A 21,680-nucleotide genomic window follows, 5' to 3' on the forward strand; every position below is an offset into this window, starting at 1 on the left:
CCTGTCCGAAATCTCGAACGTCGTTCGCGAAGCGCTTCACCGAGAACGGAGCCGCCGTCATGGCCTCAGCTGTGACCCCACCGCCCCGCGCCGTCCCGGCACGGGCGCGCCGTCGCACGGGAGCGACGCCCCGCCGACTGCCGTACCTGCTGATCGCCCCCGCCGGACTGCTGATGCTGGGCTTCATCGCCTACCCGGTGCTCAGCGTCTTCTCCTACAGCCTCCAGCACTACAACCCCACGAAGCCCTGGCGGAACGGGTTCGCCGGCCTGGACAACTTCACCCGGATCCTCACGGACGACCCGCACTTCTGGGGGACGCTGACCTTCAGCCTGAAGTGGGTCGTCGTCGAGGTGACGCTCCAGCTCCTGTTCGGGCTCGCACTCGCCCTCATCGTGAACCAGACGTTCGTCGGCCGGGCCCTGGGCCGGGCCCTGGTCTTCTCGCCGTGGGCGGTCTCGGGCGTGCTCACCTCCGCGATCTGGGTCCTGCTCTACAACTCCCAGACCGGCATCACCCGTTACCTGGCCGACCTGGGCATGGGCACGTACGGCACGTCGTGGCTCTCCGACACCGCGACGGTGTTCCCCGCGGCGATCGTCGCCGACCTCTGGCGCGGGGTGCCCTTCTTCGCCATCCTCATCCTGGCCGACCTCCAGTCCGTACCGAAGGACCTGTACGAGGCGGCCGAGGTCGACGGGGCGGGCCGGATCCGCCAGTTCGTCCACATCACGCTCCCGCACATCCGGGACGCGATCGTCCTATCCACACTGCTGCGGGCGGTCTGGGAGTTCAACAACGTCGACCTGCTGTACACGCTGACAGGCGGCGGGCCGGCGGGCGAGACGACCACCCTGCCGCTGTACATCGCCCACACCAGCGTCGACGCCCACAACTTCGGATACGCCTCCGCGCTCACCACGGTGGCGTTCGTGATCCTTCTCTTCTGCTCGATGGTCTATCTGCGCCTGAGCAAGTTCGGAGGCGACGGCAAATGACAGCCGAGTCCACCCTGAGCGCGGCCCCGGCCGCCCCGGCGGCCACCGCGCAGGCCGCTCCGCCGCCCGGCAGGACGCCGCCCGCGACCGTCCGCGGCAGGCGCCGGGCCTGGGACGAGGTGCCCCGCTGGCAGATCTACCTGCCGCTGGGGATCTACCTCCTCTTCACGCTCGTCCCCTTCTACTGGATCCTGCTGTTCGCCGTGCGGCCCGCCGGCTCCACCTCGCTCGTGCCCTGGCCGATGACCACCGCGCACTTCGAGAAGGTGTGGAACGAGCGCAGCTTCGGCGTCTTCTTCCAGAACAGCCTGCTCATCGGCGTCGCGGTGCTGGTGATGACCACGGTCGTCGCCCTGGCCGGCGGCTACGCCCTGGCACGCTTCGACTTCCGGATCAAGAAGGGCTTCATGCTGGCCCTGCTCTGCTCCCAGTTCGTGCCGGGCGCCCTGCTCCTCGTCCCGCTGTTCCAGATCTTCGCCGAGCTGCGGATGATCAACTCGCTCGGCAGCGTCGTCATCGCCGAGACCGTCTTCCAGCTCCCGCTGTCGATGATCCTCATCAGCGGCTTCATCAGGAACGTGCCGTACTCCCTGGAGGAGGCGGCCTGGGTCGACGGCTGCAACCGCTTCCACGCCTTCCGGATCGTCGTCCTGCCGCTGCTGCGCCCCGGCCTGGTCGCCGTCGGCTCCTTCGCCTTCGTCCACGCCTGGAACCACTTTCTCTTCGCCCTGATGTTCCTCAGCAGCCAGGACAAGCAGACCATCCCCGTCGGCCTCAACACCCTCATGGGCGCCGACAGCGTCGACCTCGGCGCGCTCGCCGCGGGCGGGGTCATCGCCGCCGTCCCCGTCGTCGTCGTCTTCGCCTTCATCCAGAAGTGGCTGGTCACCGGCTTCAGCGCCGGGGCGGTGAAGGGATGAACAGCACCCACACGAACAGGGAAGACATGAACACCCCACGCACCCCCCTGCCGGTCGTCCTCGCGGGCGCCCGCGGCCACGGCCGCAGCCACCTCCTCAACATCCGCCGCCTCCAGGAAAGCGGCCTCGTGCGGCTCGCCGGGGTCTGCGAGCTGCGCCCCCTGGACGCGGCCGAACTCGACGGCATCGGGGACCCGGAACAGTCCGCCGACTTCGAGGCGCTCCTCGCCTCCACCGGCGCCCGGATCGCCGTGCTCAGCACGCCGATCCAGACGCACACCGACATGGCCCTCGCCGCCGCCCGACACGGGGCGCACATCCTCCTGGAGAAGCCGCCGGCCCCGTCGTACGCGGAGTTCCGCAGGATGGCCGACGGTGTCGCGGCGGCCGGTGTCGCCTGCCAGATCGGCTTCCAGTCGCTCGGCTCGCACGCGGTGCCCGCGATCCGCAGGATGGTCGAGGAGGGCGCCGTCGGCGAACTCCTCGGGGTCGGCGCGGCGGGAGCCTGGGTCCGGGACGAGGCGTACTTCCGGCGCGCCCCCTGGGCCGGGCACCGGCGGCTCGGGGGCGTCGACGTCGTCGACGGGGCGCTGACCAACCCGCTCGCCCATGCCGTCGCCACCGCGCTCGCGCTCTCCGGCTCCAGCCGCGCCGAGGACGTCGAGCACATCGAGACGGAACTGCTCCACGCGCACGCCATCGAGTCCGACGACACCTCCGCGGTACGGGTCGTGACCTCGGCCGGCACCCAGGTCACGGTCGCCGCGACGCTGTGCGCCGAGCGGTCCTCGGAGCCGTACGTGATCGTCCACGGCACCCAGGGCCGGATCACCTTCTGGTACCGGCAGGACCGGGTGCTCGTGCAGCGCGCCGGACACGGGCCGGAGGAGACCGAGTACGGCCGCACCGACCTCCTGGAGAACCTCGTCGCCCATGTGACGGACGGCGAGCCGCTGTGGGTTCCGCCGGCGGCGACCGGCGCGTTCATGCGGGTCGTCGAGGCGGTGCGGACGGCCCCCGACCCGCTGGCGATCCCCGCCGCCCACTGGCACACCGAGCCCGGCGAGAGCGCGCCCCGCCGGGTCGTCGACGGCGTCGACGCGCTGGTCGACGCCGCCGCCGACGGACTGCGGCTCTTCTCCGAACTCGGCGCCGCCTGGGCGCCGTCGACGCGGGCGGAGGTCCGATGAACGCCGGACCGCCGACCCTGCTGCGCTGCGCGGGCCGCACCGTCGCCCGCTACACCACCCGGCCCGAGCTCGCCGCCGACCACGCGCCCCGGCCCTCCCTGCACCCCGTCACCACGCTCGCCGGGCGGGTGGTGACCGAGACCCTGCCCGAGGACCATCCGCACCACCTCGGCGCGGGCGTCGCCGTGGCCGACGTCGACGGCCGCAACTTCTGGGGCGGGCGCACCTTCGTCCGCGACCGCGGCTCCGTCGAGCTCGACAACCACGGCGTCCAGCGGCACGACGGGTTCAAGCTGTGCGACCCGGACGGCTTCGTCGAGGAGCTGAGCTGGACGGCCGGCGGCGAGCGGCTGTTCCGCGAACACCGCACCGTGGCGGCCACCGCGCTCACCGACTCCGCCTGGGCCCTCGACCTCACCTTCTCGCTGGCCAACGCGTCGGGGCGGGAGCTGTCGATCGGCAGCCCGGCGACGAACGGACGGCCGGGCGCCGCGTACGGCGGCTTCTTCTGGCGCGCGCCCAAGGAGGCGACGGCGCCGGTGGTGTTCGGCGCGGAGGCGGACGGCGAGGAGGCCGTGCACGGGGCGGCGGCCGACTGGGTGGCGCTCGCGGGCGACGGCTGGACGCTGGTCTTCGCCGGGGCGACCGCGGCGACCCGCGCCGACCCCTGGTTCGTCCGCGCCGCCGAGTACCCCGGTGTCGGCTCCTCGCTCGCCCACGACGAGCGGCTCGTGGTGCCGGCCGGGGAGACCCTGGTGCGGCGGGTGGTCACCGTCGTCGCCGACGGCCGCCTGGACCGCTCCGGGGCCGCGGCCCTGGTCCGCAAGGCGGTGGCCGCGTGACCGGGGCGGCCGCGGATCGTCGGGGCGGTGGACTCGCGGCAGGGGCGCCCCCGGGCGCGGGGACCGCCACCGGTGACCTGGGGGACGGGACGTACCGCAACCCGGTCCTGGCGGCGGACTGGTCCGATCCGGACGTCCTGCGGGTGGGCGAGGACTACTACCTGACCTCGTCCAGCTTCGGCCGCGCGCCGGGTCTGCCCCTGCTGCACTCCCGCGACCTGGTCAACTGGAGCCTGGTCGGCCACGCCCTCGAACGCCTAGAACCGGCCGCCGCGTTCACCGTTCCCCGGCACGACCGCGGGGTGTGGGCCCCGTCGCTGCGCCACCACGACGGGCGGTTCTGGATCTTCTGGGGCGATCCCGACCACGGGATCTACCAGGTCAACGCCGCTTCGGTGCGCGGTCCTTGGACCACGCCGCACCTGGTGAAGGCCGGCCGGGGCCTCATCGACGCCTGTCCGCTGTGGGACGAGGAGTCGGGTGAGGCGTACCTCGTGCACGCCCTGGCCAAGTCCCGTGCCGGGGTCAACAACCGGCTCGTCGGGCACCGGATGAGCCCGGACGGAACGAAGGTCCTCGACGAGGGCCGGATCCTCGTGGACGCCGACCGGATCCCGGGCTGGTTCACGCTCGAAGGCCCCAAGTTGTACCGGCACGACGGCCTGTTCTGGATCCTCGCCCCGGCCGGGGGCGTGGCCACCGGCTGGCAGGGCGCGTTCCGGTCGCGCTCGTTCCTCGGCCCGTACGAGGAGCGGATCGTCCTGGCACAGGGCGACACCGACGTCAACGGCCCCCACCAGGGCGGCTGGGTCCGCACCCAGCACGGCGAGGACTGGTTCCTGCACTTCCAGCAGGCGGGCGCGCACGGCAGGATCGTCCACCTCCAGCCGATGCGCTGGGACGCGGACGGCTGGCCGGTGCTCGGCGACGGCGGCGCCCCGGTGCGCGTGCACCGCAAGCCGGACCTGCCGGAGCAGCCGGCGGCGCGTCCGGCCGTGGACGACACCTTCCCCGGCGGGCGGTTCGGCCGCCAGTGGCAGTGGACCGCCAATCCGGAGGAGGGCTGGGCCACCCAGCACGCGGCGGACGGCCTGCGCCTGGGCTGCGTCCGTACGGAGCGCCTGGACGACCTGCGGAGCGTGCCGCACGTGCTCACCCAGCGGCTGCCCGCCGGGGCGCGCACGGTCGAGGTGGGGCTGCGGCTCGACACGGAGGCGCCCGGCGCCCGTGCCGGGCTGGTCGTCCTCGGCGACGCCTACGCCTGGATCGGCCTGGAACGCGCCGCCGACGGCACGACCCGGCTCGTGCACCGCTTCGCCCCGGCCAACGCCGACCCGGAGCGGGACGCGGCCCACTCCCTGCCCCTCAGCGGCGACCGGGTCCTGCTGCGGATCGAGGTCACAGCGGACGCGCGCTGCCGGTTCTCGTACGACGCGGGCGCGGGCCCGGTGCGGCTCGGGCCGGAGTTCGCGGCCACGCCCTGGCGCTGGGTCGGCGCGCTCCTCGGCCTGTTCGCGGGCGCCCCGACGGGCGCGGGGCACGCCGGGACGGCCGTGTTCTCCGCCTTCCGCGTCACCCCCGCCTGACCGCTCCTCCCCCACCGGGCGCCGCCGGCGCCCCCTTCGGACTCCCCCACACCCCTCCCCGCAAGTCCCCGCAACACCCGCAGAGAAGAGAGCCGACGATGACCATCCTCCCCGGCGGACGGCGCAGAGCCGCCCTCGCCCTCGCCCTCTCCGGCGTCCTCGCCCTGACCGCCACCGCCTGCGGTGACGACGGCAGCGGCGCGGGCGGCGACAAGGGCACCGAGGGATCGGGCAAGGGAAAGATCACCTTCTGGGACAACAACGGCGGTGTCCGCACCGACGTCTGGAAGGAGATCATCGCGGACTTCGAGAAGGCGAACCCCGACATCGACGTCGAGTACGTCGGGATCGCCTCCAAGGAGGTCCAGTCCAAGTACGACACCGCCATCCAGGGCGGCGGCCTGCCGGACGTCGGCGGCGTCGGCGCGGCGATGCTCGCCGGGATCGCCGCGCAGGACGCCCTGGAGCCGATGGACGCCCGGATCGAGGGCAGCTCCCTCAAGGGCAGGCTGAACGCGGGCATGCTCGCGAGCGTGAAGTCGGCCGGCGGCCAGGGCAAGCTGTTCACGGTCCCGACCTCCGCCAGCAACGGGGTGCTGTACTACCGCACCGACCTGTTCAAGGCGGCCGGTCTGGAGGAGCCCGCCACCTGGTCGGCGTTCTATGCGGCGGCCGAGAAGCTGACCGCCGCGGACAAGAACCGTTTCGGCTACACGATCCGCGGCGGCGCCGGCTCCATCGCCCAGGCCCTGGACGCCATGTACGGCCAGAGCGGCATCACCTCCTTCTGGAACGGCGACAGGACCACCGTCAACGACCCGAAGAACGTCGCCGCCCTGGAGAAGTACGCCGGTCTGTTCAAGCGGACCACCCCGGCCGCCGACGTCAACAACGACTTCACCAAGATGGTCGCCCAGTGGGACAGCGGCCAGATCGGCATGCTGAACCACAACCTGGGTTCCTACCAGGACCACGTGAAGGCGCTCGGCACGGAGAAGTTCCGGGGCATCCCCAACCCGACCCTGGACGACGGCACCCGGGTGCAGGTCTCCAACCCCGTCGACGGGCTCGGGCTGTTCTCCTCCGGCAAGAACAAGGCCGCGGCGTGGAAGTTCATCGAGTTCGCGGCCTCGCACGAGTCCAACAGCAAGTGGAACGAGTCGGCCGGCGCCATCCCCGCCAACACGGAGGCCGCCGGGGACCCGTGGCTCCAGCAGGCCGAGCCGACCAAGCTCGGCGCCGAGGTCCTCTTCAGCGGCAAGGCCACCATCGTGGAACTGCCGTACTACCTGCCGGACTGGAACACGATCTCCAAGGCCGAGAACGAGCCGGCCTTCCAGAAGGTCCTGCTCGGCAAGGCCACGGCCAAGGAGTTCCTCGACCACCTCGCCGAGCAGCTGAACGCCGCCCAGGCCGAGTGGAAGCAGCAGAACAAGTGAGCGTCGGCCGCCGCGCGGTCGTCACGGCCGGGGCGGGCCTCGCGCTCGCCCTGGCCGGGACCCCCGCCGCCCAGGCCCTGGGCCGGCCCCGCTCGCGGACCCTCTTCGTCGCGGGCGACTCCACGGCCGCCCAGAAGTACGCCGACGCCGCACCCGAGACCGGCTGGGGCATGGCCCTGCCGTTCTTCCTGCACCGGGGGATCGCGGTGGCCAACCACGCGGTCAACGGACGCAGCACCAAGAGCTTCCTCGACGAGGGCCGGCTCGACCCGGTCCTCGCCGCGATCCGCCCCGGCGACCTGCTCCTGGTCCAGTTCGGCCACAACGACGAGAAGACCGCCGACCCCACCCGCTTCACCGAGCCGTGGACCACCTACCAGGACAACCTGCGCGTCTTCGTCGACGGCGCGCGGTCCCGGGGCGCCCTCCCGGTGCTCGCCACCCCCGTGGAGCGGCGGAGGTTCGCCGCCGACGGGACCGCCCAGCGCACCCACGGCGCGTACCCGGCGGCGATGCGGGAGGCCGCCGCCGAGGCGGACGTCCCGCTGCTCGACATCGAGGCCCTGTCCCTGGCCCTGTGGCAGGAGCTCGGGCCCGAGGCCACCAAGACGTACTTCAACTGGACCGCTACCGAGCAGGACAACACCCACTTCAACCCGCCCGGGGCGATCGAGGTGGCCCGGCTGGTCACCGCCGAGCTCCTGCGCACCCGCGTCCTCGCGCCGCGCGAGACCTGCCGCCTGGACGCCGGGATACCCACCGACCGGATCACCTGGCCCGTTTCCGAGGAGAGCTGACCGTGAACCGAAGCAAGCGACTGGGAGTGGTGGCCGCGACCGCCCTCGCCCTGACCGTCACCGCCCCCGCGGCGGGTGCCCACGCCGGTCACCGGCCCGGCGCCGACCCCGCTCGCGCCACCCTCCCGGCCGGCGACGGCTGGGCCTCCGACGGCACCGGCACCACCGGCGGGGCCGCCGCCGACGCCTCGCGGGTCTTCACCGTCACCACCTGGGAGGAGTTCCGGACCGCGCTCGCCGCACCCGGCACCGAGCCCCGCATCGTCAAGGTGGTGGGCACGCTGAACGCGACCGCGGCCGGCTGCGCCGCCTTCGAGGCCCCCGGCTACGACTTCGCCCGCTACCTCGCCGACTACGACCCCGCGGTCTGGGGGTACGAGACCGAGGTCAGCGGCCCCCAGGAGACGCTGCGGGCCGCCTCCGCCACCGCGCAGGGCCTGGCGATCAAGGTGAAGGTGCCGGTCAACACCACGATCGTCGGCGTCGGACGGCACGCGGGGATCACCGGCGGCAGCCTCCAGGTGCAGGGCGTGGACAACGTCATCGTCCGCAACCTCACCCTGGAGAGCCCGCTCGACTGCTTCCCGCAGTGGGACCCGACGGACGGCGCGACCGGGGCGTGGAACTCCGAGTACGACAGCCTCGTCGTGTACGGCTCCACGCATGTCTGGATCGACCACAACACCTTCACCGACGGGGCCCACCCGGACAGTTCGCTCCCCTCGTACTACGGGGAGGTCTACCAGCAGCACGACGGGGAGCTGGACGTCGTGCGGGGCGCGGACCTCGTGACCGCCTCCTGGAACGTCTTCACCGACCACGACAAGACGCTGATGATCGGCAACAGCGACAGCGCGGGCGCCACCGACCGGGACAGGCTGCGCGTCACCCTCCACCACAACCTCTTCGCGAACGTCGTGGAGCGGGCGCCCCGGGTCCGGTTCGGCCGGGTCGACGCGTACAACAATCACTTCGTGGTGCCGAGCGGGCCGTACGTGTACAGCTTCGGCATCGGCCAGGAGTCGCGGCTGTTCGCCGAGAAGAACGCGTTCACGCTCGCCGGGGACGTGCCCGCCGGGAAGATCCTCAAGAAGTGGAAGGACGCGCCGGTGACGGTCTCCGGCAACTACGTCAACGGCCGCCCGGTCGACCTGCTCGCCGTCCACAACGAGCAGTACCCGGCCGAGGCGCTGCGCGCCGACGCGGGCTGGACCCCCGTCCTGCGCACCCGGGTCGACCACCCGCGGGCGGTCCCCGCCCTCGTCGACCATCTCGCGGGCGCCGGCCGTCTGCGCTGAGCCCCGGCATCCCAGGAGGATCCGCATGCCCGCACACCCCACCGGAGCGGGGGCCGTCGGCCGCCGCTCCCTCCTCACCGCCGGCCTCGGCGCCGCCCTCGTCCCGGCCCTGCCGGGCCGGGCGGCGGCCGCCGCCCCGCACCGCGCCCCGGGCCCCTTCGGCCGGTTCGGTTCGCCGGCCGCCCGGCGCGACGAGCGGACGCTGTACGTGCACCCCGGCGGCCTCGGCGACCACACCACCGTCCAGGCGGCGGTCACCGCGGCGTCCGGCGGCGGCTGGACGCTGGTGCTCGCCCCCGGCACGTACCGCGAGACGGTCGCGGTGAGCGCCGCCCGTACCGGCATGACCTGGATCGGGGCGACCGGGGACCCCCGGGACGTCGTCGTGGTGTACGCCAACGCGGCCGGCACGCCCCGGCCCGAGGGCGGCACCCACGGCACGACCGGCTCCGCGACGACCACGGTCCAGGCGGACGGTTTCACCGCCCAGGGCGTCACCTTCGCCAACGACTTCCGCCGCGCCGACCTGCCGGGCGATCCCGGCACCCAGGCCGTCGCGATCAAGGTCCAGGGCGACCGGTCGGCCTTCTTCCACTGCCGGTTCCTCGGCCATCAGGACACCCTGTACGCCGACTCCCTGTCCCTGGGAGCCGTCGCCCGCCAGTACTTCGCGCACTGCTACGCGGAGGGGGACGTCGACTTCGTCTTCGGCCGGGCCCGGGCGGTCTTCGCGCACTGCCACTTCCGCACGCTGCTCCGCACCGACCTGGCGGCGGCCCCGCACGGCTTCGTCTTCGCCCCGTCCACGGCCCGGCCGAACGCGTACGGCTTCCTCGCCGCCCGCTGCCGGGTCAGCAGCGAGGCCCCGGACGGCTTCTACAAGCTCGCCAGGCCCTGGGTGCCCGGCTCCGACCCCACCGCCTGGCCGTCGCTGGTGGTCCGGGACAGCGTCCTCGGCCCCGGGATCGACGCCGTCGCCCCCTACGCCGACATGCGCGACCTCTACCCGTGGCAGGAGCAGCGGTTCGCCGAGTACCGCAACACCGGTCCGGGCGCCGCGGTCACCGTCCCCGAGAACCGCCCGCAGCTCCCGGCCGCCGAGGCCGCGACGGTGACCCGGGCGGCGTACCTCGGCGACTGGGTGCCCCGGCGGCCCCGCGTCTGACGGGCGGTCCGTTCACACGGGCGGCCCGTTCACGGGCACAGGACGGGGAAGTCCGCCCCGGCCCACAGGGCCCGGACGACGGCGGGCCGGGCTCCGACGGGCCCGTCGTCCGGCTCCTCCCCGGTGCTCCAGCGGTGGGCGCGGGCGGGAGCGCCCGCCTCCACCGCGGGCCAGCCGGGGTCCCCGTGGGTGGCGAAGTCGGCCCAGGCGCGCACCATGCGGCGGGCGAGGTCGTGGTCCTCGGGGGTGGGGGCGCCGCCGATGAGGAAGGCCGCGCCGTCGCGGTCGACGTTGCCGAAGGCGAAGGGGACGTCCGCGCAGTGCCAGGCCCGCACGCCCCCGTGCGGGCCCGGCCGGCGGCGGTCGAAGCGCGACAGGAACGCCCGGCCGCCGGCGAGGGCGTGCCGCTCGGCCAGCCGGTTGCCGTACTCGGCGAAGAGCAGGTCGCCGAAGACGGCGAGGTAGACGTCGAGCACCGGGGCGTCGGGCAGCTCGGCCCGGTAGCCGGCCACCAGGCCGGCGGGAAGGCCGAAGTCGCGCGCGAACCGGTCGAGTCGTTCCTCGGTGGTGACCTTCGCGCTGCTGCCGACGGCGTCGAGCAGCCAGTACTCCTCCGTGGTGTGGCAGACCAGCAGGTCCACGTCCCGGGTCGCGCCGGCGGCCATCCCGGCGAGGGGGTCGACGGGCAGGACGTCGCCGTCGAGGACGGGGGCGTAGAGCGTGGGGTCGTAGTGGCGGGAGCCCGAGGAGGGGTCGCGCCGGTAGGCGTCGACCACCCGGTCGGAGGCGGCGACCAGGGCCTGGGGGCTCGTGGAGGCCAGCCCTTCGGCGGTGGCCGGGCAGCCCGCCGCGGCGGCGACCTCGCGGGTGGTGGCGGCCGCGGTCTCCGGCGGGTGGTGCGGGCTGGCGGGGCTGTGGGCGACGGCCCGGTGGAACAGACCCCGGGCGCGGTCCATCACCATCAGGCAGGCGACCGAGGCGGCCCCGGAGGACTGGCCGGCGACGGTGACGTTGCGCGGATCGCCGCCGAACGCGGCGATGTTGTCGCGGACCCAGCGCAGGGCCGCGACCTGGTCGAGCAGGCCGCGGTTGTCGGGGTACTCGCCGTGTCCGCCGGCGGGTACGTGCCCGAACCCCTCGAAGCCGAGCCGGTAGTTGAGGGTGACCACGACGAGGCCGGCGCGGGCCAGCGCGTCGCCGTCGAAGTCGGGCTGGGCGGAGGAGCCGAAGGCGTAGGCCCCGCCGTGGATCCAGACCAGGACGGGCAGGGAGCCGCCGTCCGGTGCCGGGGTCCACAGGTTGACGGTGAGGACGTCCTCGTCGCCGGGCCGCCACACGGGCGCGCCGGGGAGCTCCGCCGACTGCGGGGCGACGGGGCCGAAGGCCGTGCCGTCACGTACTCCGCTCCACGCGGCCGCCGGGCGGGGCGCGCGGAACCGGTCGGCGCCGAACGGCGGCGCGGCGTAGGGGATTCCGAGTACGGCGACGACGTCGGCGGAGGCGCGGAAGCCCCGTACCGCGCCGTGTGTCGTCGTGAAGATGTCCATGCCGTCAGCCTCGCATCGCGCCCCTGGCCCGCACCAACACCAAGATCGCCGCGATTCACGCGTCTGCGGTGTCAATACGGGCGCCCGGGGCGGGAGTTCCGCCTCCGGTCCCGGGCGCCCGCGGTCAGGGCAGCAGGTCGACGCAGTCGACGGCGGTGCCGGGGCTGAGGAAGCCGGTACCGGAGGAGCCGCTGACGATGTTCAGCCTCAGGACGTTGTACTGGCTCGGGTCGGTCTTCCAGGCGCTCGCCGGGACGACGTAGGTGAAGGTGTGGTTGTTGCCCCGGTAGGAGCCGTTGGTCAGCGAACGGGTCGAGGGCTGGGCCGGCGGCGAGGGGACGGCGGAGACCCAGTCGTTGACGGTGACCTGCGGGCGTCCGTTGAGGAAGGCCGTGGTGACCCCGATCCGGAGGGTGTGCGCGGCGGCGGCCTGGGCGGCGGTGAGCCGGAAGTACACGAGGACGCCGTCGTTGACGTCCTTCCACAGATAGCAGGGGAAGGCGGCGGACACGTCGCTCCCGTCGACGACGACGTTCCCGGTCCAGGACGCGGCCCGGACGTCGGCGGGGTGCGCGTACGTCATCAGGGCGGCGTTCTTGAAGGCCCCGGGGGTGCCGTCCCAGTCGCCGATCCGCCAGAGCGCGGGCGCGGTGGCCGGGTCGTTCGCGAGGGTGATCGTGTGCAGGGCGGTGGCGGTCCCGGCGGTGACGGTCACCGCGGCGGTGTGGACGGCGAGTTCGCCCTTGTAGACGGTGAGGGTGTACGTGCCGGGCAGCATGCCCCGGCAGGAGAAGGCGCCGGTGCCGGCGGTGGCGCGGGTCCAGTACTGGGCGTCGGGGTTGGCGAAGCCGACCGTGTACGGGTGGTCCGCGGCCATGCCGGCGAGGCCGACACCCGCGACCCGGCCGCGCCCGGCGGCACCGACCCAGCCGGGGATGCCGAGGCCGTCCACCCAGGACGTGTCGTGGTCGACGGCGCGGAGCGCCGGGTCGGGGGCGCCGCCGTCGGTGAAGGCGAGCAGGTAGGGACCCTGGAGGCCGAAGCGCATGGCCTCGGTCTGGGACTGGCTGTAGTGGAGGATCTCGTACAGTCCGACGCCGAGCTCGTTGGAGTGGCGGAGCAGGGAACGGTAGAAGGGGCCCCCGGACGCCTTCTCGTGGTTGGAGCGGACCATCCACAGTCCCACCGAGCCGGTGGTGCAGCCGATGTGGTCGTAGTCCATGACCCGGACCCCGGAGTAGTGCTTGGAGCGGGTCTGCCCGTCGGCCCGCTGCCACACGTCACCGGCCTCGATGACGGTGTCGGCGCCCTCGACCCAGGAGTCGGGGCCCTCGTTCGGGAAGATCCCGGGCTTGAGGCGGGCGATGAAGCGGGTGGCGGTGAAGGACGTGTCGGCCTTGTCGGTCCACAGATAGACGTTGTCGAGTCCGGCCCGGGCAGCGATGTAATGGCGGAGCGTGCCGTGGACGACGGTGACGAGCACGGTGGAGCCGGTCTGCGCGAGCGACACGGTGGAGGCGCCCAGCCCCGACTCGACGTGCGAGTGCTTGCCCCCGTACCCCTCGTACTCCTTGCCCTTGTAGACCAGCGAGGTGAGGTCCCCGGTCGACTTGGAGACCTTGAACACCAGTCCGGCACCGGTGTCGATCACGTACTGCGTGCCGTCGTCGCTCCAGCCGAACCCGGCCGCCGCGGCCGTGGCCGGGGCGATGCCCCCGGCGGCGGCCAGCGCCGAACCGGCCGCGGCGGCGCCGAGCAGGGTACGGCGGCGGAGGGTGTGTTCGGTGATGTCGTACGAGCTCATCGGCGTGGCTCCTTCGGTACGGCGGTACGGGGCGGCTCCCGGTTGTCTCTGTGTCGCCGCCGCCGGGGGAAGGGTTGCCGGGGTTTCGAAACGTTTCAGACGGCCGCGCGCGGCGGCCGGAGGCGACGCCTGCCGTACGCCACGGTCAGCACCGCGAGGAGCGGGCCCCAGAGCACGAGCGGCGCGTAGCAGACGTAGAAGAACGCCGCCTGCCGGCCCCCGGCCCTGCTCGGGTAGTCGAGGGGCAGGGCGTCGCCCCGGATGGTGGTGCCCAGGACCTCGGTGGCCAGGGCCAGCACGGTCCACAGCAGCGTGAGGGCCGCGGCCCCGAGGGCCGCGGGGACGAGGACGGCGGCCGGTGGGATGCGCCGGCCGCGCAGGACCGGGACCCAGCCGGGGACCACCTCGCCCCACCGGGCGACGAGCCCGACGGCGGTGAAGGCGACGGCCTCGGAGAACAGCGAGAGGAACACGATGTAGAGCCGCTCGGCGACGCCGATCCCGGAGTCGAAGGCCGCCGGCAGCCGCCACAGACCGGCCGGCAGGACGGTGAACGGCACGGCGTAGGCGAGCCGCCGGGTCCGCCGGGAGACTCCGGGCACGGGCTCGTGGGCCGACCGCCAGGCTCTGCGGATCCGGCCCGGAGGGGCGGGTGACGGTGCGGCGGGGCGGAGGGGCTCGTGCTGCATGGGCGGTCCTCGGTCCGGTGGGCCGCCGGGCGACCCGTTCGGTGTCGACGATCGCGGCCGGGGGGCGCCGGGGGATCGGGCCGTGGACGGAACCCGCTCCCCCGCGCGGGCGAGGCGGTGGTACGACCCCGGGGGCCCGCGGCACCGGCCGGTCAGCGGCCGAACGTGCCCCGGAGCGTGGTGCGGCCGCCGTCGGCGCCGGTCAGGACGGCGGTGTAGGTGTCGGCGGAGGCGTCGCGTACGCCCTCGGCGTGGTTGTACTGGGCGGCGAAGACGTGGGGGCCCGGGGGCATGTCGCGGCCCGGCCTGAGGGTCCACCGGTAGACGAGGGCGCCGTCGTGCTCGGACACCGTCACGGTGAAGTCGTCGGCCGGGCGGGTCTGCCAGTGCCCGGTGGTCACGACGCCGGGGGTACGGGCGACGCGCAGCTCGACGGTGAGGCCGGAGACGGGCGAGTCCGTCGTCAGGGCGAGGTCGCTCTGCGCCCACCAGCGGTTGCTGCCGGGGTCGACGGTGCCGGCCGCCCGGGCGGCCGGGCCGGGCGCGGGGAGCACGGTGGCGGGCGGGGCGGGCCGGTCGCCCAGGGTGGTCGCGGCGAGGCCGCCGATGCCGACGACCCCGGCGACGGCCGCGGCGACCGCCGCGCCCACCGTCCAGCGGCGGCCGGCCCGGCGGCCCGCCGACGGGCGGCGCCGGGGCGCCGGGGCGGGCTCGGCCAGCCCGCGTTCCACCCGGGCGAGGATGCGGGCGTGGTCGGGCCGGTGCGCGAGCGCGGCCTCCCTCAGTTCGCGGCGGAGCCGTGTCTCGTCCATCAGCGCCTCCCCGCGGCGAGTTCGGTGGCTGCCCGGGGGCCGAGGAGCCGCTGGAGTTCGGCCATGCCCTTGGCGGTCTGGCTCTTGACCGTACCGACCGAGACGCCGAGGGCGAGCGCCGTGTCCCGTTCGGAGAGGTCGAAGGCGTGGCGGAGCACGACGCAGGCGCGCTTGCGGAACGGCAGGGCGCGCAGGGCGGTCCTGACGTCGACGACGGCGGGCACGTCCGGGTCCTCGGTGTGCTCCGGGCGACGGTCCCAGAAGGCGGCGATGCGGCGGCGTTCGCGGACGGTGCCCCGGATGCGGGTGCGGACGAGGTTGGCGACGACGCCCCGCGCGTAGGCGGCGGGGTGGTCGGCGGCGCGGACCCGGTCCCAGCGGTGCCACAGGGCGAGCATGGCGTCGGCGGCGAGGTCGTCGGCGGCGTCGGTCTCGCCGGTCAGCAGGTGGGCGAGGCGCGCGAGTTCGGCGTAGTGGCGTTCGAAGAAGGCCCGGAACTCCGTCGCGCTGTCCTCGGTGTCAGCGTCCGTCGTGACCACGACGGCCCTCCGGCGGCGAGGCGGGACGGGCCGGTGCGGCGGGGCCGGTGCTGGCGCGCGCGGTGAGCCGCGGCGCGATGAGTTCCGTGCCGCGCGGGGCCTGTCCGGCGAGACGCGCGACGAGGCGTTCGACGGCCTGCCGCCCCATCTCCTGGGCGGGTACGGAGACGGCGGTGAGCGGCACGGAGGCGTGCACGGCGACCTGGTCGGGGCAGATGGCGACGACGGAGACGTCCTCGGGGACGGCGCGGCCCTGGTGGCGCAGGAGGGCGAGCAGCGGCTCGACGGCGGCCTCGTTCTGGACGACGAGGGCCGTGGTGCCGGGGCGTTCCTCGAAGACGCGGGTGACGGCGGCGGCGACGGCGGCGTAGGTGCCGTCGACGGGCCGGTGGAGCAGCCCGACGCCGTGCCGGGCGGCGGCGGTCCGCAGGCCGGTGAGGGTGCGGGTGGCGAAGCCGGTGCCGCGCTCGTAGACGGCGGGGGGTTCGCCGAGGACGGCGATACCGGTGTGGCCGAGGGCGGCGAGGTGTTCGACGCAGCGGGCGCCGGCGGCCTCGAAGTCGAGGTCGACGCAGTCGAGTCCGGTGGTGTCGGCCGCTTCGGCGGTCTCGGCGGGCAGGCCGATGAGGACGGCGGGCCGTTCGGCGGCCTGGAGGCAGGGGATGCGCGGGTCGTCGAGGCCGACGTCCATGACGATCATGGCGTCGGCGACGGCGCTGCCCTCGACGCGGCGGACGGCCTCGGGGCCCTCCTCGCCGGTGAGCAGGAGGACGTCGTAGCCGTGGGTGCGGGCCGTGGTGGTGACGGCCATCGCGATCTCCATCATCACGGGCACGTAGAGGCCGGTGCGCAGCGGCATCATCAGGGCGAGGATGTCGGTGCGGCTGCTGGCGAGCGCGCGGGCGCCGGCGTGCGGCCGGTAGCCGAGGGCGTCGATGCTGTGCTGGATGCGCTCGCGGGTGGGGCCGGATATGGAGCGCTTGCCGCTGAGCACGTAGCTGACGGTGCTGGCCGAGACCCCGGCGTGGCGGGCGACATCGGCGAGGGTGACCACGTGCGCGCTCCTGGGCGTTTCCCGGTGTTCCGGGCGACCGCCCGACGATTCGGCTCCCGACCCTAAGCGGCGGCTCGACGAGCTGTCCAGGCGGGTCGCGAAGAGTCCAAGGGTCCGGTGGCCTCGCGGGGTTGTGCGGTGGCATTCCGCGCGGTGGGATGAACCTCGGACGGCAAGCGCTTTCTGCGCCATGGATCGCACCTTTCTCTTCCGCTCCTCTTCCGCTTTCTTCCGCTCTCCGACAGGAGGACCATGTCCGCCCTGCCCTTGCGCACGCCCCCGTCACCGCCCTGGCACGAGGACGTCTCACCCGGGCGCGGCACGCTCCCGCCCCGCGCCTGGTACGCCCGCTCCGACGCGGCCGCCCTCTCCCTGAACGGCGACTGGGCGTTCCGCCTCTCCCCCACCGCCGACGCCGAGGACGCTTCCTTCGCCGCCCCGGCGTTCGACGCGAGCGCCTGGGGGACGGTCGCGGTGCCGGGCCACTGGGTGCTCCAGGGCAAGGAGTACGGCGGCCCCGTCTACACGAACGTGCGCTACCCCTTCCCCGTCGACCCGCCACGCGTCCCCACCGAGAACCCGACCGGCGACCACCTGCGCCGCTTCGACCTGCCCGCCGACTGGCCGGCGGCCGGCGGCGCCGTCCTGCGCCTCGACGGGGTCGAGTCCTGCGCCCGGGTCTGGCTCAACGGCACGGAACTGGGCGACTTCAAGGGCTCCCGGCTGGCCCACGAGTTCTCCGTCGGACACCTCCTGAAGGCGCGGGACAACGTCCTGGCGCTCCGCGTCCACCAGTGGTCCTCCGGCTCCTACCTGGAGGACCAGGACCAGTGGTGGCTGCCGGGCGTCTTCCGTGACGTGACCCTGCTGCACCGGTCGGAGGGCGCCCCCGGCGACTTCTTCGTCCACTCCGCGTTCGATCACACCACCGGCGACGGCACCCTGCGGGTGGACTGCGACGTCCCGGGCCGGGTCACCGTCCCCGGACTCGGCCTCGATCTCGCCACCGGGGAGAGCGTCACCGTGCCGGTCGAGCCGTGGAGCGCCGAGGTGCCCCGGCTGTACGAGGGCGAGCTCGCGGCCGGCGGCGAGCGCATCGCGCTGCGGATCGGCTTCCGGACGGTGGCCGTGGAGGGCGGGGTCCTGAAGGTCAACGGCCGCCGGATCCTCTTCCGGGGCGTCAACCGGCACGAGTTCCACCCGGAGCACGGCCGGAGCCTGGACCTCGCGACGATGCGGCGGGACGTGGAGCTGATGAAGCGCCACAACATCAACGCCGTCCGCACCTCCCACTACCCGCCGCACCCCGCCTTCCTCGACCTGTGCGACACCTACGGGCTCTGGGTGATCGACGAGGGCGACCTGGAGACCCACGGCTTCGAGGACCTGGCCTGGCGGGGCAACCCGGTCGACGACGCACGCTGGACCCCGGCCCTGCTCGACCGGGCGGCCCGCCTCGTCGAGCGGGACAAGAACCATCCCTCGGTCGTCATGTGGTCGCTGGGCAACGAATGCGGCACCGGCGCCGGCCTCACCGCGGTGGCGGAATGGATCCGCCACCGCGACCCGTCCCGGCCGATCCACTACGAGGGCGACCGCTCCTGCGCGGACACCGACGTCTACTCGCGGATGTACCCGCCGCACGCCGAGGTCGACGAGATCGGCCGGCGGGCCGACGGCGGCCCGGAGTCCCGGCGCGAACTCCCCCTCATCCTCTGCGAGTACGCGCACGCCATGGGCAACGGACCGGGCGGACTCGCCGCATACCAGCGGCTCTTCGAGCGGCACGAGCGCTGCCAGGGCGGCTTCGTGTGGGAGTGGATCGATCACGGACTCGCCCATCCGGTGCACGGGTACGGCTACGGCGGCGACTTCGGCGAGGAGCTGCACGACGGGAACTTCGTCTGCGACGGCCTCCTCTTCCCCGACCGGACGCCGTCGCCGGGGCTCCTCGAGTACAAGAAGGTGATCGAGCCCGTACGGATCACCCCGGCGGGCCCGGACACGGTCCTGGTGGCCAACGGCCACGACGTCGCCGATCTCGCTCATCTCGTCCTCACCTGGTCCTTCCTGGCCGACGGCGAGACCCTCGCCACCGGTCCGCTCGACGTCCCGCCGCTCGCCGCCGGGGCGAGCGCCCGGGTGGCGCTGCCCGCCCCGCCCCCGCACCCGGCCGAAGCCGAAACGCTGTGGACCGTAAGGGCGTTGCTCGCGCACGACACGGCGTGGGCGAGCGCCGGGCACGAGGTCGCCTGGGGTCAGGTCCCCGTCGCCCCGGCGACTCCCGCGCCGCGCGGCACGAGCGGTCCACGGCCCGTGCGCGCGGCCGGTCGGATCACCCTCGGCCCCGGCGTCTTCGACGCCCGCACCGGAGAGCCGGTGGCCATGGGCTCCCTGCCCGTCACCGGGCTGCGCCTCGACGTCTGGCGGGCGCCGACCGACAACGACGAGGGCGCGCCCTGGCAGCCCGACGAGCGCCACGGACCGCTCTGGCGCGAGCTCGGCCTGCACCGGATGCGGCACCGTCTCGACGAAGTCGCCCTGGAGGACGACGGGTTGACCGTACGGACACGCGTGGCACCGGCGGCCCTCGACATCGGGCTGTACACCACGTACCGCTGGACGTCGGACGGCGACGCGCTGCGGCTGCGGGTCGAGGTCGAGCCGGACGGCGAGTGGCGGGTGCCACTCCCCCGGCTGGGGGTCCGGCTCGGCCTGCCGGCGGCGCTCGACCGGGCCGTCTGGTACGGAGCCGGTCCGGGCGAGGCGTACCCGGACACCCGGGCCGCCGCCCGGCTCGGCCGCTGGGAGGCCCCGGTCGACGGGCTCCGGACCCCGTACCTGCGACCGCAGGAGAACGGGGCCCGGATCGACACCCGATGGGTGGAGCTGACCTCCGGCGGCGAGGGCGTACGGGTGGCGGGCGAGCCGTCGTTCGCGTTCACCGCCCGTCGGTGGACCACCGAGCAGCTGGACGCCGCCGCCCACGACACCGACCTGGTGGCGGGCGACACGCTGTGGCTGCATCTCGACCACGCCCAGCACGGCATCGGCTCCCAGTCCTGCGGACCGGGCGTGCTTCCCGCATACCGGCTCGACGCGGCCCCGGCGTCCTTCTCCCTCGCCTTCACCCCGGTGGCCTGACCTTCTCCCCGGCCCCGCGAAGGGGCCGGGGCTCAGGTCATGTTGAAGTACGGCAGGGGCCCGGCGGGCTGGTCGGCGGTCACGCGGCGGACGACCGCGATCGCGAGGACCGCGCACAGGATGCCGAGGCTCTGGTCGACCGGGTTGCGGTAGTCCCAGTGGCCGAGGACGAGATAGTGGAAGGCGACCGAGAGCGGGCCGTCGAGGAGCCAGACGAGCCACCAGGCGTTGATCAGCAAGGCGTCCCGGGGCGGGCCGCCCGCCCGGCGGATGTCGAGGGTGATGCGCCGCGGCACCCACCACATGGCCAGCGGGATGGCCCAGGCGCCGATGGCGAAGCCCGCGGTGTACTTGTGGGTGCCCGGGGCGAGGACCTCGGCGTTGCAGCGGACGCGGAAGAACCAGACGAGGAACGCGACCCAGCACGACACCTGGAGCACGGCCGGAAACGGGACCATGTCCTCGGCGAGCCAGGGCGAGTCCTTGCCACCGCTCGCGATGATGTAGACGTCGGTGAGGGCCTGGGTGGCGATCAGCGACTGGACCACGAGCGCCGGTCCGTTCGGGTTGCGGAATCTGTGGCGGGGCCCCCGCACGGCGGCCGGCCCGACGGGCACGTTGTACGCGTCCATGAAACATCCCCCCGGAATACGGTGCCGCCGCCGTGGTCGGTCACGGCGGCGGTGATCATCCGCATGGTAGGCGGGATACGACCGGGCGCCCAGGGGCCGTCGCCCCTCGAACTCGGCCTACCGGAGCAGCGGTTCCGGGACGATTCCCCGGGCCCGTAGTTCCGCGGCGACGAGAGCCGCGTACTCGGTGGCCCCGCGTACCGAGGTGTGGGTGTTGTCCCGCTTCTCGGTCGTCAGGTAGAGGGCCTTGGACGCCTCGGGGCCCAGCTGTTCGACCCGCGCCCTGGTGAGGGCGGTGAGGTCGATCAGCGGGGTGCCGAGGGTGTGCGCGAGGGCGCGGATCTCGGCGGGGTGGTCCACGCCGAGGCCGTTGACGAGCAGGGCGATGCCGTTGTCCAGGGTGCCGTCGGCGTTGAACCAGCGGCGGACGATCGGGGTGACGAGGACGGGTTCGCCGCCCCGGGCCCGTACCCGCTCGACCATGCCGGTCAGATGGGCGCGGTAGGTGACGGCGTCCGTCTGCTTGTCGTTGTGGGCGAGCTGGATCAGGACGGGATCGCCGGGCCTGATCGCCGCCTCGACCGTGTCGAAGAGCGCCGGGTTCGCCAGGAAGGTGACGGTGCTCTCGCCGGAGTCCGCGTGGTTGGCGACGGCGACGCCCCGCTTCAGGTGGACGGGCAGCTGCTGGCCCCAGCCCGTGTACGGGTCGCCCGGCTGGTCGCAGACGGTCGAGTCGCCGACGAGGAACAGCCGGCGGGCCCTCGGGCCGGGAGTGACCCGCAGCGCGGTGACACGGGGCGCCGCACCGCCGAGGACCAGGTCGAGCCCGGGGCTGCCGGCGGGGCCGGTGGGCTCCCCCTCCGGATCGCGTACGTCCACGGTGAAGGACCGGCGGACGGTCTCCCCCGCCGCGGTGGCGGTCTCGGCGAGCAGGGCGCGCCGGGTCTCGCCGCCGACGGCGGTGGAGCCGGCGGTGTCCCCGCCGAGGGTGACGGTGACGTCGTACGTGCCGGGGGCCACGTCGAAGTGGCAGGCGAGCCTCCCGCCGCCGGTGGGCGCGCAGTGGTCGAGGCCCTGGCCGAAGGGGCCGTCGGCGTGGGCGGCCGGCGCGGCGGCGAGCGTCCCGAGCAGGGTCGCCGCCGCGGCGAGCAGTGCGGTCTTGCGCATCGTGCGCCTCTCTGGGGTCGGGTGGGCCGGTCCGGCGGGGCGGGTCGCCGGAACCGC

Annotated in this window: 18 protein-coding genes; 10 read left to right on the top strand and 8 right to left on the bottom strand. The window is 74.1% G+C overall.

Translation table 11 applies throughout. From position 1 onward, the window contains the following. Positions 1-59: 59 nt before the first annotated feature. The 9 genes from ACFVZH_RS20185 (at position 60) to ACFVZH_RS20225 (ending at position 10,235) form a co-directional block, all read left to right on the top strand. Positions 60-998 carry a carbohydrate ABC transporter permease gene (locus ACFVZH_RS20185; protein ID WP_384898735.1) on the top strand — a complete coding sequence of 313 codons (939 nt, stop codon included), beginning with the start codon at positions 60-62 and terminating at the stop codon, positions 996-998. Further along, a complete protein-coding gene (locus tag ACFVZH_RS20190; RefSeq protein ID WP_384898737.1) occupies positions 995-1,918 on the top strand; it encodes a carbohydrate ABC transporter permease in 924 nt (307 codons plus the stop codon). Before ACFVZH_RS20185 ends, ACFVZH_RS20190 begins: the two co-directional genes overlap by 4 nt. Then, positions 1,915-3,108 (top strand): Gfo/Idh/MocA family protein, encoded by a 1,194-nt coding sequence (locus ACFVZH_RS20195; RefSeq protein ID WP_384898739.1) that lies wholly within the window; start codon positions 1,915-1,917, stop codon positions 3,106-3,108. Before ACFVZH_RS20190 ends, ACFVZH_RS20195 begins: the two co-directional genes overlap by 4 nt. Next, on the top strand, positions 3,105-3,950 hold the full coding sequence (locus ACFVZH_RS20200) for a PmoA family protein (RefSeq protein ID WP_384898741.1): 846 nt from the start codon (positions 3,105-3,107) through the stop codon (positions 3,948-3,950). The genes ACFVZH_RS20195 and ACFVZH_RS20200 overlap by 4 nt, the downstream gene beginning before the upstream one ends. Positions 3,951-4,027: 77 nt before the next feature. Then, a complete protein-coding gene (locus tag ACFVZH_RS20205; RefSeq protein ID WP_384898837.1) occupies positions 4,028-5,536 on the top strand; it encodes a family 43 glycosylhydrolase in 1,509 nt (502 codons plus the stop codon). Between the two features lie 98 nt (positions 5,537-5,634). Further along, positions 5,635-6,975 (top strand): ABC transporter substrate-binding protein, encoded by a 1,341-nt coding sequence (locus ACFVZH_RS20210; protein WP_384898742.1) that lies wholly within the window; start codon positions 5,635-5,637, stop codon positions 6,973-6,975. Further along, the gene (locus ACFVZH_RS20215) at positions 6,972-7,772 is read left to right on the top strand and encodes a rhamnogalacturonan acetylesterase (RefSeq protein ID WP_384898744.1); all 801 of its coding nucleotides are present in this window, start codon (positions 6,972-6,974) and stop codon (positions 7,770-7,772) included. The genes ACFVZH_RS20210 and ACFVZH_RS20215 overlap by 4 nt, the downstream gene beginning before the upstream one ends. Positions 7,773-7,774: 2 nt before the next feature. Beyond that, complete coding sequence (locus tag ACFVZH_RS20220) at positions 7,775-9,070, top strand: polysaccharide lyase family 1 protein (protein ID WP_384898746.1); 1,296 nt, start codon at positions 7,775-7,777, stop codon at positions 9,068-9,070. A 25-nt stretch (positions 9,071-9,095) separates the two neighbouring features. After that, on the top strand, positions 9,096-10,235 hold the full coding sequence (locus ACFVZH_RS20225) for a pectinesterase family protein (RefSeq protein WP_384898748.1): 1,140 nt from the start codon (positions 9,096-9,098) through the stop codon (positions 10,233-10,235). A 29-nt stretch (positions 10,236-10,264) separates the two neighbouring features. On the opposite strand, the gene ACFVZH_RS20230 is transcribed toward ACFVZH_RS20225, so the two are convergent. From ACFVZH_RS20230 to ACFVZH_RS20255, 6 genes are all read right to left on the bottom strand, one after another. Next, positions 10,265-11,782 carry a carboxylesterase/lipase family protein gene (locus tag ACFVZH_RS20230; protein WP_384898750.1) on the bottom strand — a complete coding sequence of 506 codons (1,518 nt, stop codon included), beginning with the start codon at positions 11,780-11,782 and terminating at the stop codon, positions 10,265-10,267. Between the two features lie 124 nt (positions 11,783-11,906). Continuing rightward, the gene (locus tag ACFVZH_RS20235) at positions 11,907-13,586 is read right to left on the bottom strand and encodes a rhamnogalacturonan lyase B N-terminal domain-containing protein (protein ID WP_384898752.1); all 1,680 of its coding nucleotides are present in this window, start codon (positions 13,584-13,586) and stop codon (positions 11,907-11,909) included. 95 nt (positions 13,587-13,681) lie between these two features. Next, entirely contained in the window at positions 13,682-14,275 is a 594-nt protein-coding gene (locus ACFVZH_RS20240; RefSeq protein WP_384898754.1) for a hypothetical protein, read from the bottom strand. A gap of 152 nt (positions 14,276-14,427) precedes the next feature. Next, complete coding sequence (locus tag ACFVZH_RS20245) at positions 14,428-15,087, bottom strand: hypothetical protein (RefSeq protein WP_384898756.1); 660 nt, start codon at positions 15,085-15,087, stop codon at positions 14,428-14,430. Next, on the bottom strand, positions 15,087-15,626 hold the full coding sequence (locus ACFVZH_RS20250; protein WP_384898758.1) for a SigE family RNA polymerase sigma factor: 540 nt from the start codon (positions 15,624-15,626) through the stop codon (positions 15,087-15,089). Before ACFVZH_RS20250 ends, ACFVZH_RS20245 begins: the two co-directional genes overlap by 1 nt. Continuing rightward, the gene (locus ACFVZH_RS20255) at positions 15,607-16,680 is read right to left on the bottom strand and encodes a LacI family DNA-binding transcriptional regulator (RefSeq protein ID WP_384898760.1); all 1,074 of its coding nucleotides are present in this window, start codon (positions 16,678-16,680) and stop codon (positions 15,607-15,609) included. The genes ACFVZH_RS20250 and ACFVZH_RS20255 overlap by 20 nt, the downstream gene beginning before the upstream one ends. Before the next feature lie 252 nt (positions 16,681-16,932). Between ACFVZH_RS20255 and ACFVZH_RS20260 the strand changes: the two genes are divergently transcribed. Next, a complete protein-coding gene (locus ACFVZH_RS20260) occupies positions 16,933-19,824 on the top strand; it encodes a glycoside hydrolase family 2 TIM barrel-domain containing protein (protein WP_384898761.1) in 2,892 nt (963 codons plus the stop codon). Positions 19,825-19,856: 32 nt separating this feature from the next. Here the strand turns inward: ACFVZH_RS20260 and ACFVZH_RS20265 are convergent, their stop codons facing one another. Together ACFVZH_RS20265 and ACFVZH_RS20270 are read right to left on the bottom strand one after the other, a co-directional pair. Further along, entirely contained in the window at positions 19,857-20,456 is a 600-nt protein-coding gene (locus ACFVZH_RS20265; protein WP_384898763.1) for a DUF4328 domain-containing protein, read from the bottom strand. Positions 20,457-20,573: 117 nt separating this feature from the next. Next, positions 20,574-21,623 (bottom strand): rhamnogalacturonan acetylesterase, encoded by a 1,050-nt coding sequence (locus tag ACFVZH_RS20270; protein WP_384898765.1) that lies wholly within the window; start codon positions 21,621-21,623, stop codon positions 20,574-20,576. Between the last annotated feature and the right edge of the window lie 57 nt (positions 21,624-21,680).

This window comes from Streptomyces sp. NPDC059534 (assembly GCF_042743475.1).
Lineage (GTDB): Bacteria > Actinomycetota > Actinomycetes > Streptomycetales > Streptomycetaceae > Streptomyces.

Bases quoted from the DNA above. Each gene is read 5' to 3' on its own strand.
- ACFVZH_RS20200 (WP_384898741.1), top strand. From the start codon at position 3,105: ATGAACGCCGGACCGCCGACCCTGCTGCGCTGCGCGGGCCGCACCGTC.
- ACFVZH_RS20185 (WP_384898735.1), top strand. From the start codon at position 60: ATGGCCTCAGCTGTGACCCCACCGCCCCGCGCCGTCCCGGCACGGGCG.
- ACFVZH_RS20235 (WP_384898752.1), bottom strand. From the start codon at position 13,586: ATGAGCTCGTACGACATCACCGAACACACCCTCCGCCGCCGTACCCTG.
- ACFVZH_RS20265 (WP_384898763.1), bottom strand. From the start codon at position 20,456: ATGGACGCGTACAACGTGCCCGTCGGGCCGGCCGCCGTGCGGGGGCCC.
- ACFVZH_RS20225 (WP_384898748.1), top strand. From the start codon at position 9,096: ATGCCCGCACACCCCACCGGAGCGGGGGCCGTCGGCCGCCGCTCCCTC.
- ACFVZH_RS20240 (WP_384898754.1), bottom strand. From the start codon at position 14,275: ATGCAGCACGAGCCCCTCCGCCCCGCCGCACCGTCACCCGCCCCTCCG.
- ACFVZH_RS20245 (WP_384898756.1), bottom strand. From the start codon at position 15,087: ATGGACGAGACACGGCTCCGCCGCGAACTGAGGGAGGCCGCGCTCGCG.
- ACFVZH_RS20210 (WP_384898742.1), top strand. From the start codon at position 5,635: ATGACCATCCTCCCCGGCGGACGGCGCAGAGCCGCCCTCGCCCTCGCC.
- ACFVZH_RS20270 (WP_384898765.1), bottom strand. From the start codon at position 21,623: ATGCGCAAGACCGCACTGCTCGCCGCGGCGGCGACCCTGCTCGGGACG.
- ACFVZH_RS20260 (WP_384898761.1), top strand. From the start codon at position 16,933: ATGTCCGCCCTGCCCTTGCGCACGCCCCCGTCACCGCCCTGGCACGAG.
- ACFVZH_RS20230 (WP_384898750.1), bottom strand. From the start codon at position 11,782: ATGGACATCTTCACGACGACACACGGCGCGGTACGGGGCTTCCGCGCC.
- ACFVZH_RS20190 (WP_384898737.1), top strand. From the start codon at position 995: ATGACAGCCGAGTCCACCCTGAGCGCGGCCCCGGCCGCCCCGGCGGCC.
- ACFVZH_RS20195 (WP_384898739.1), top strand. From the start codon at position 1,915: ATGAACAGCACCCACACGAACAGGGAAGACATGAACACCCCACGCACC.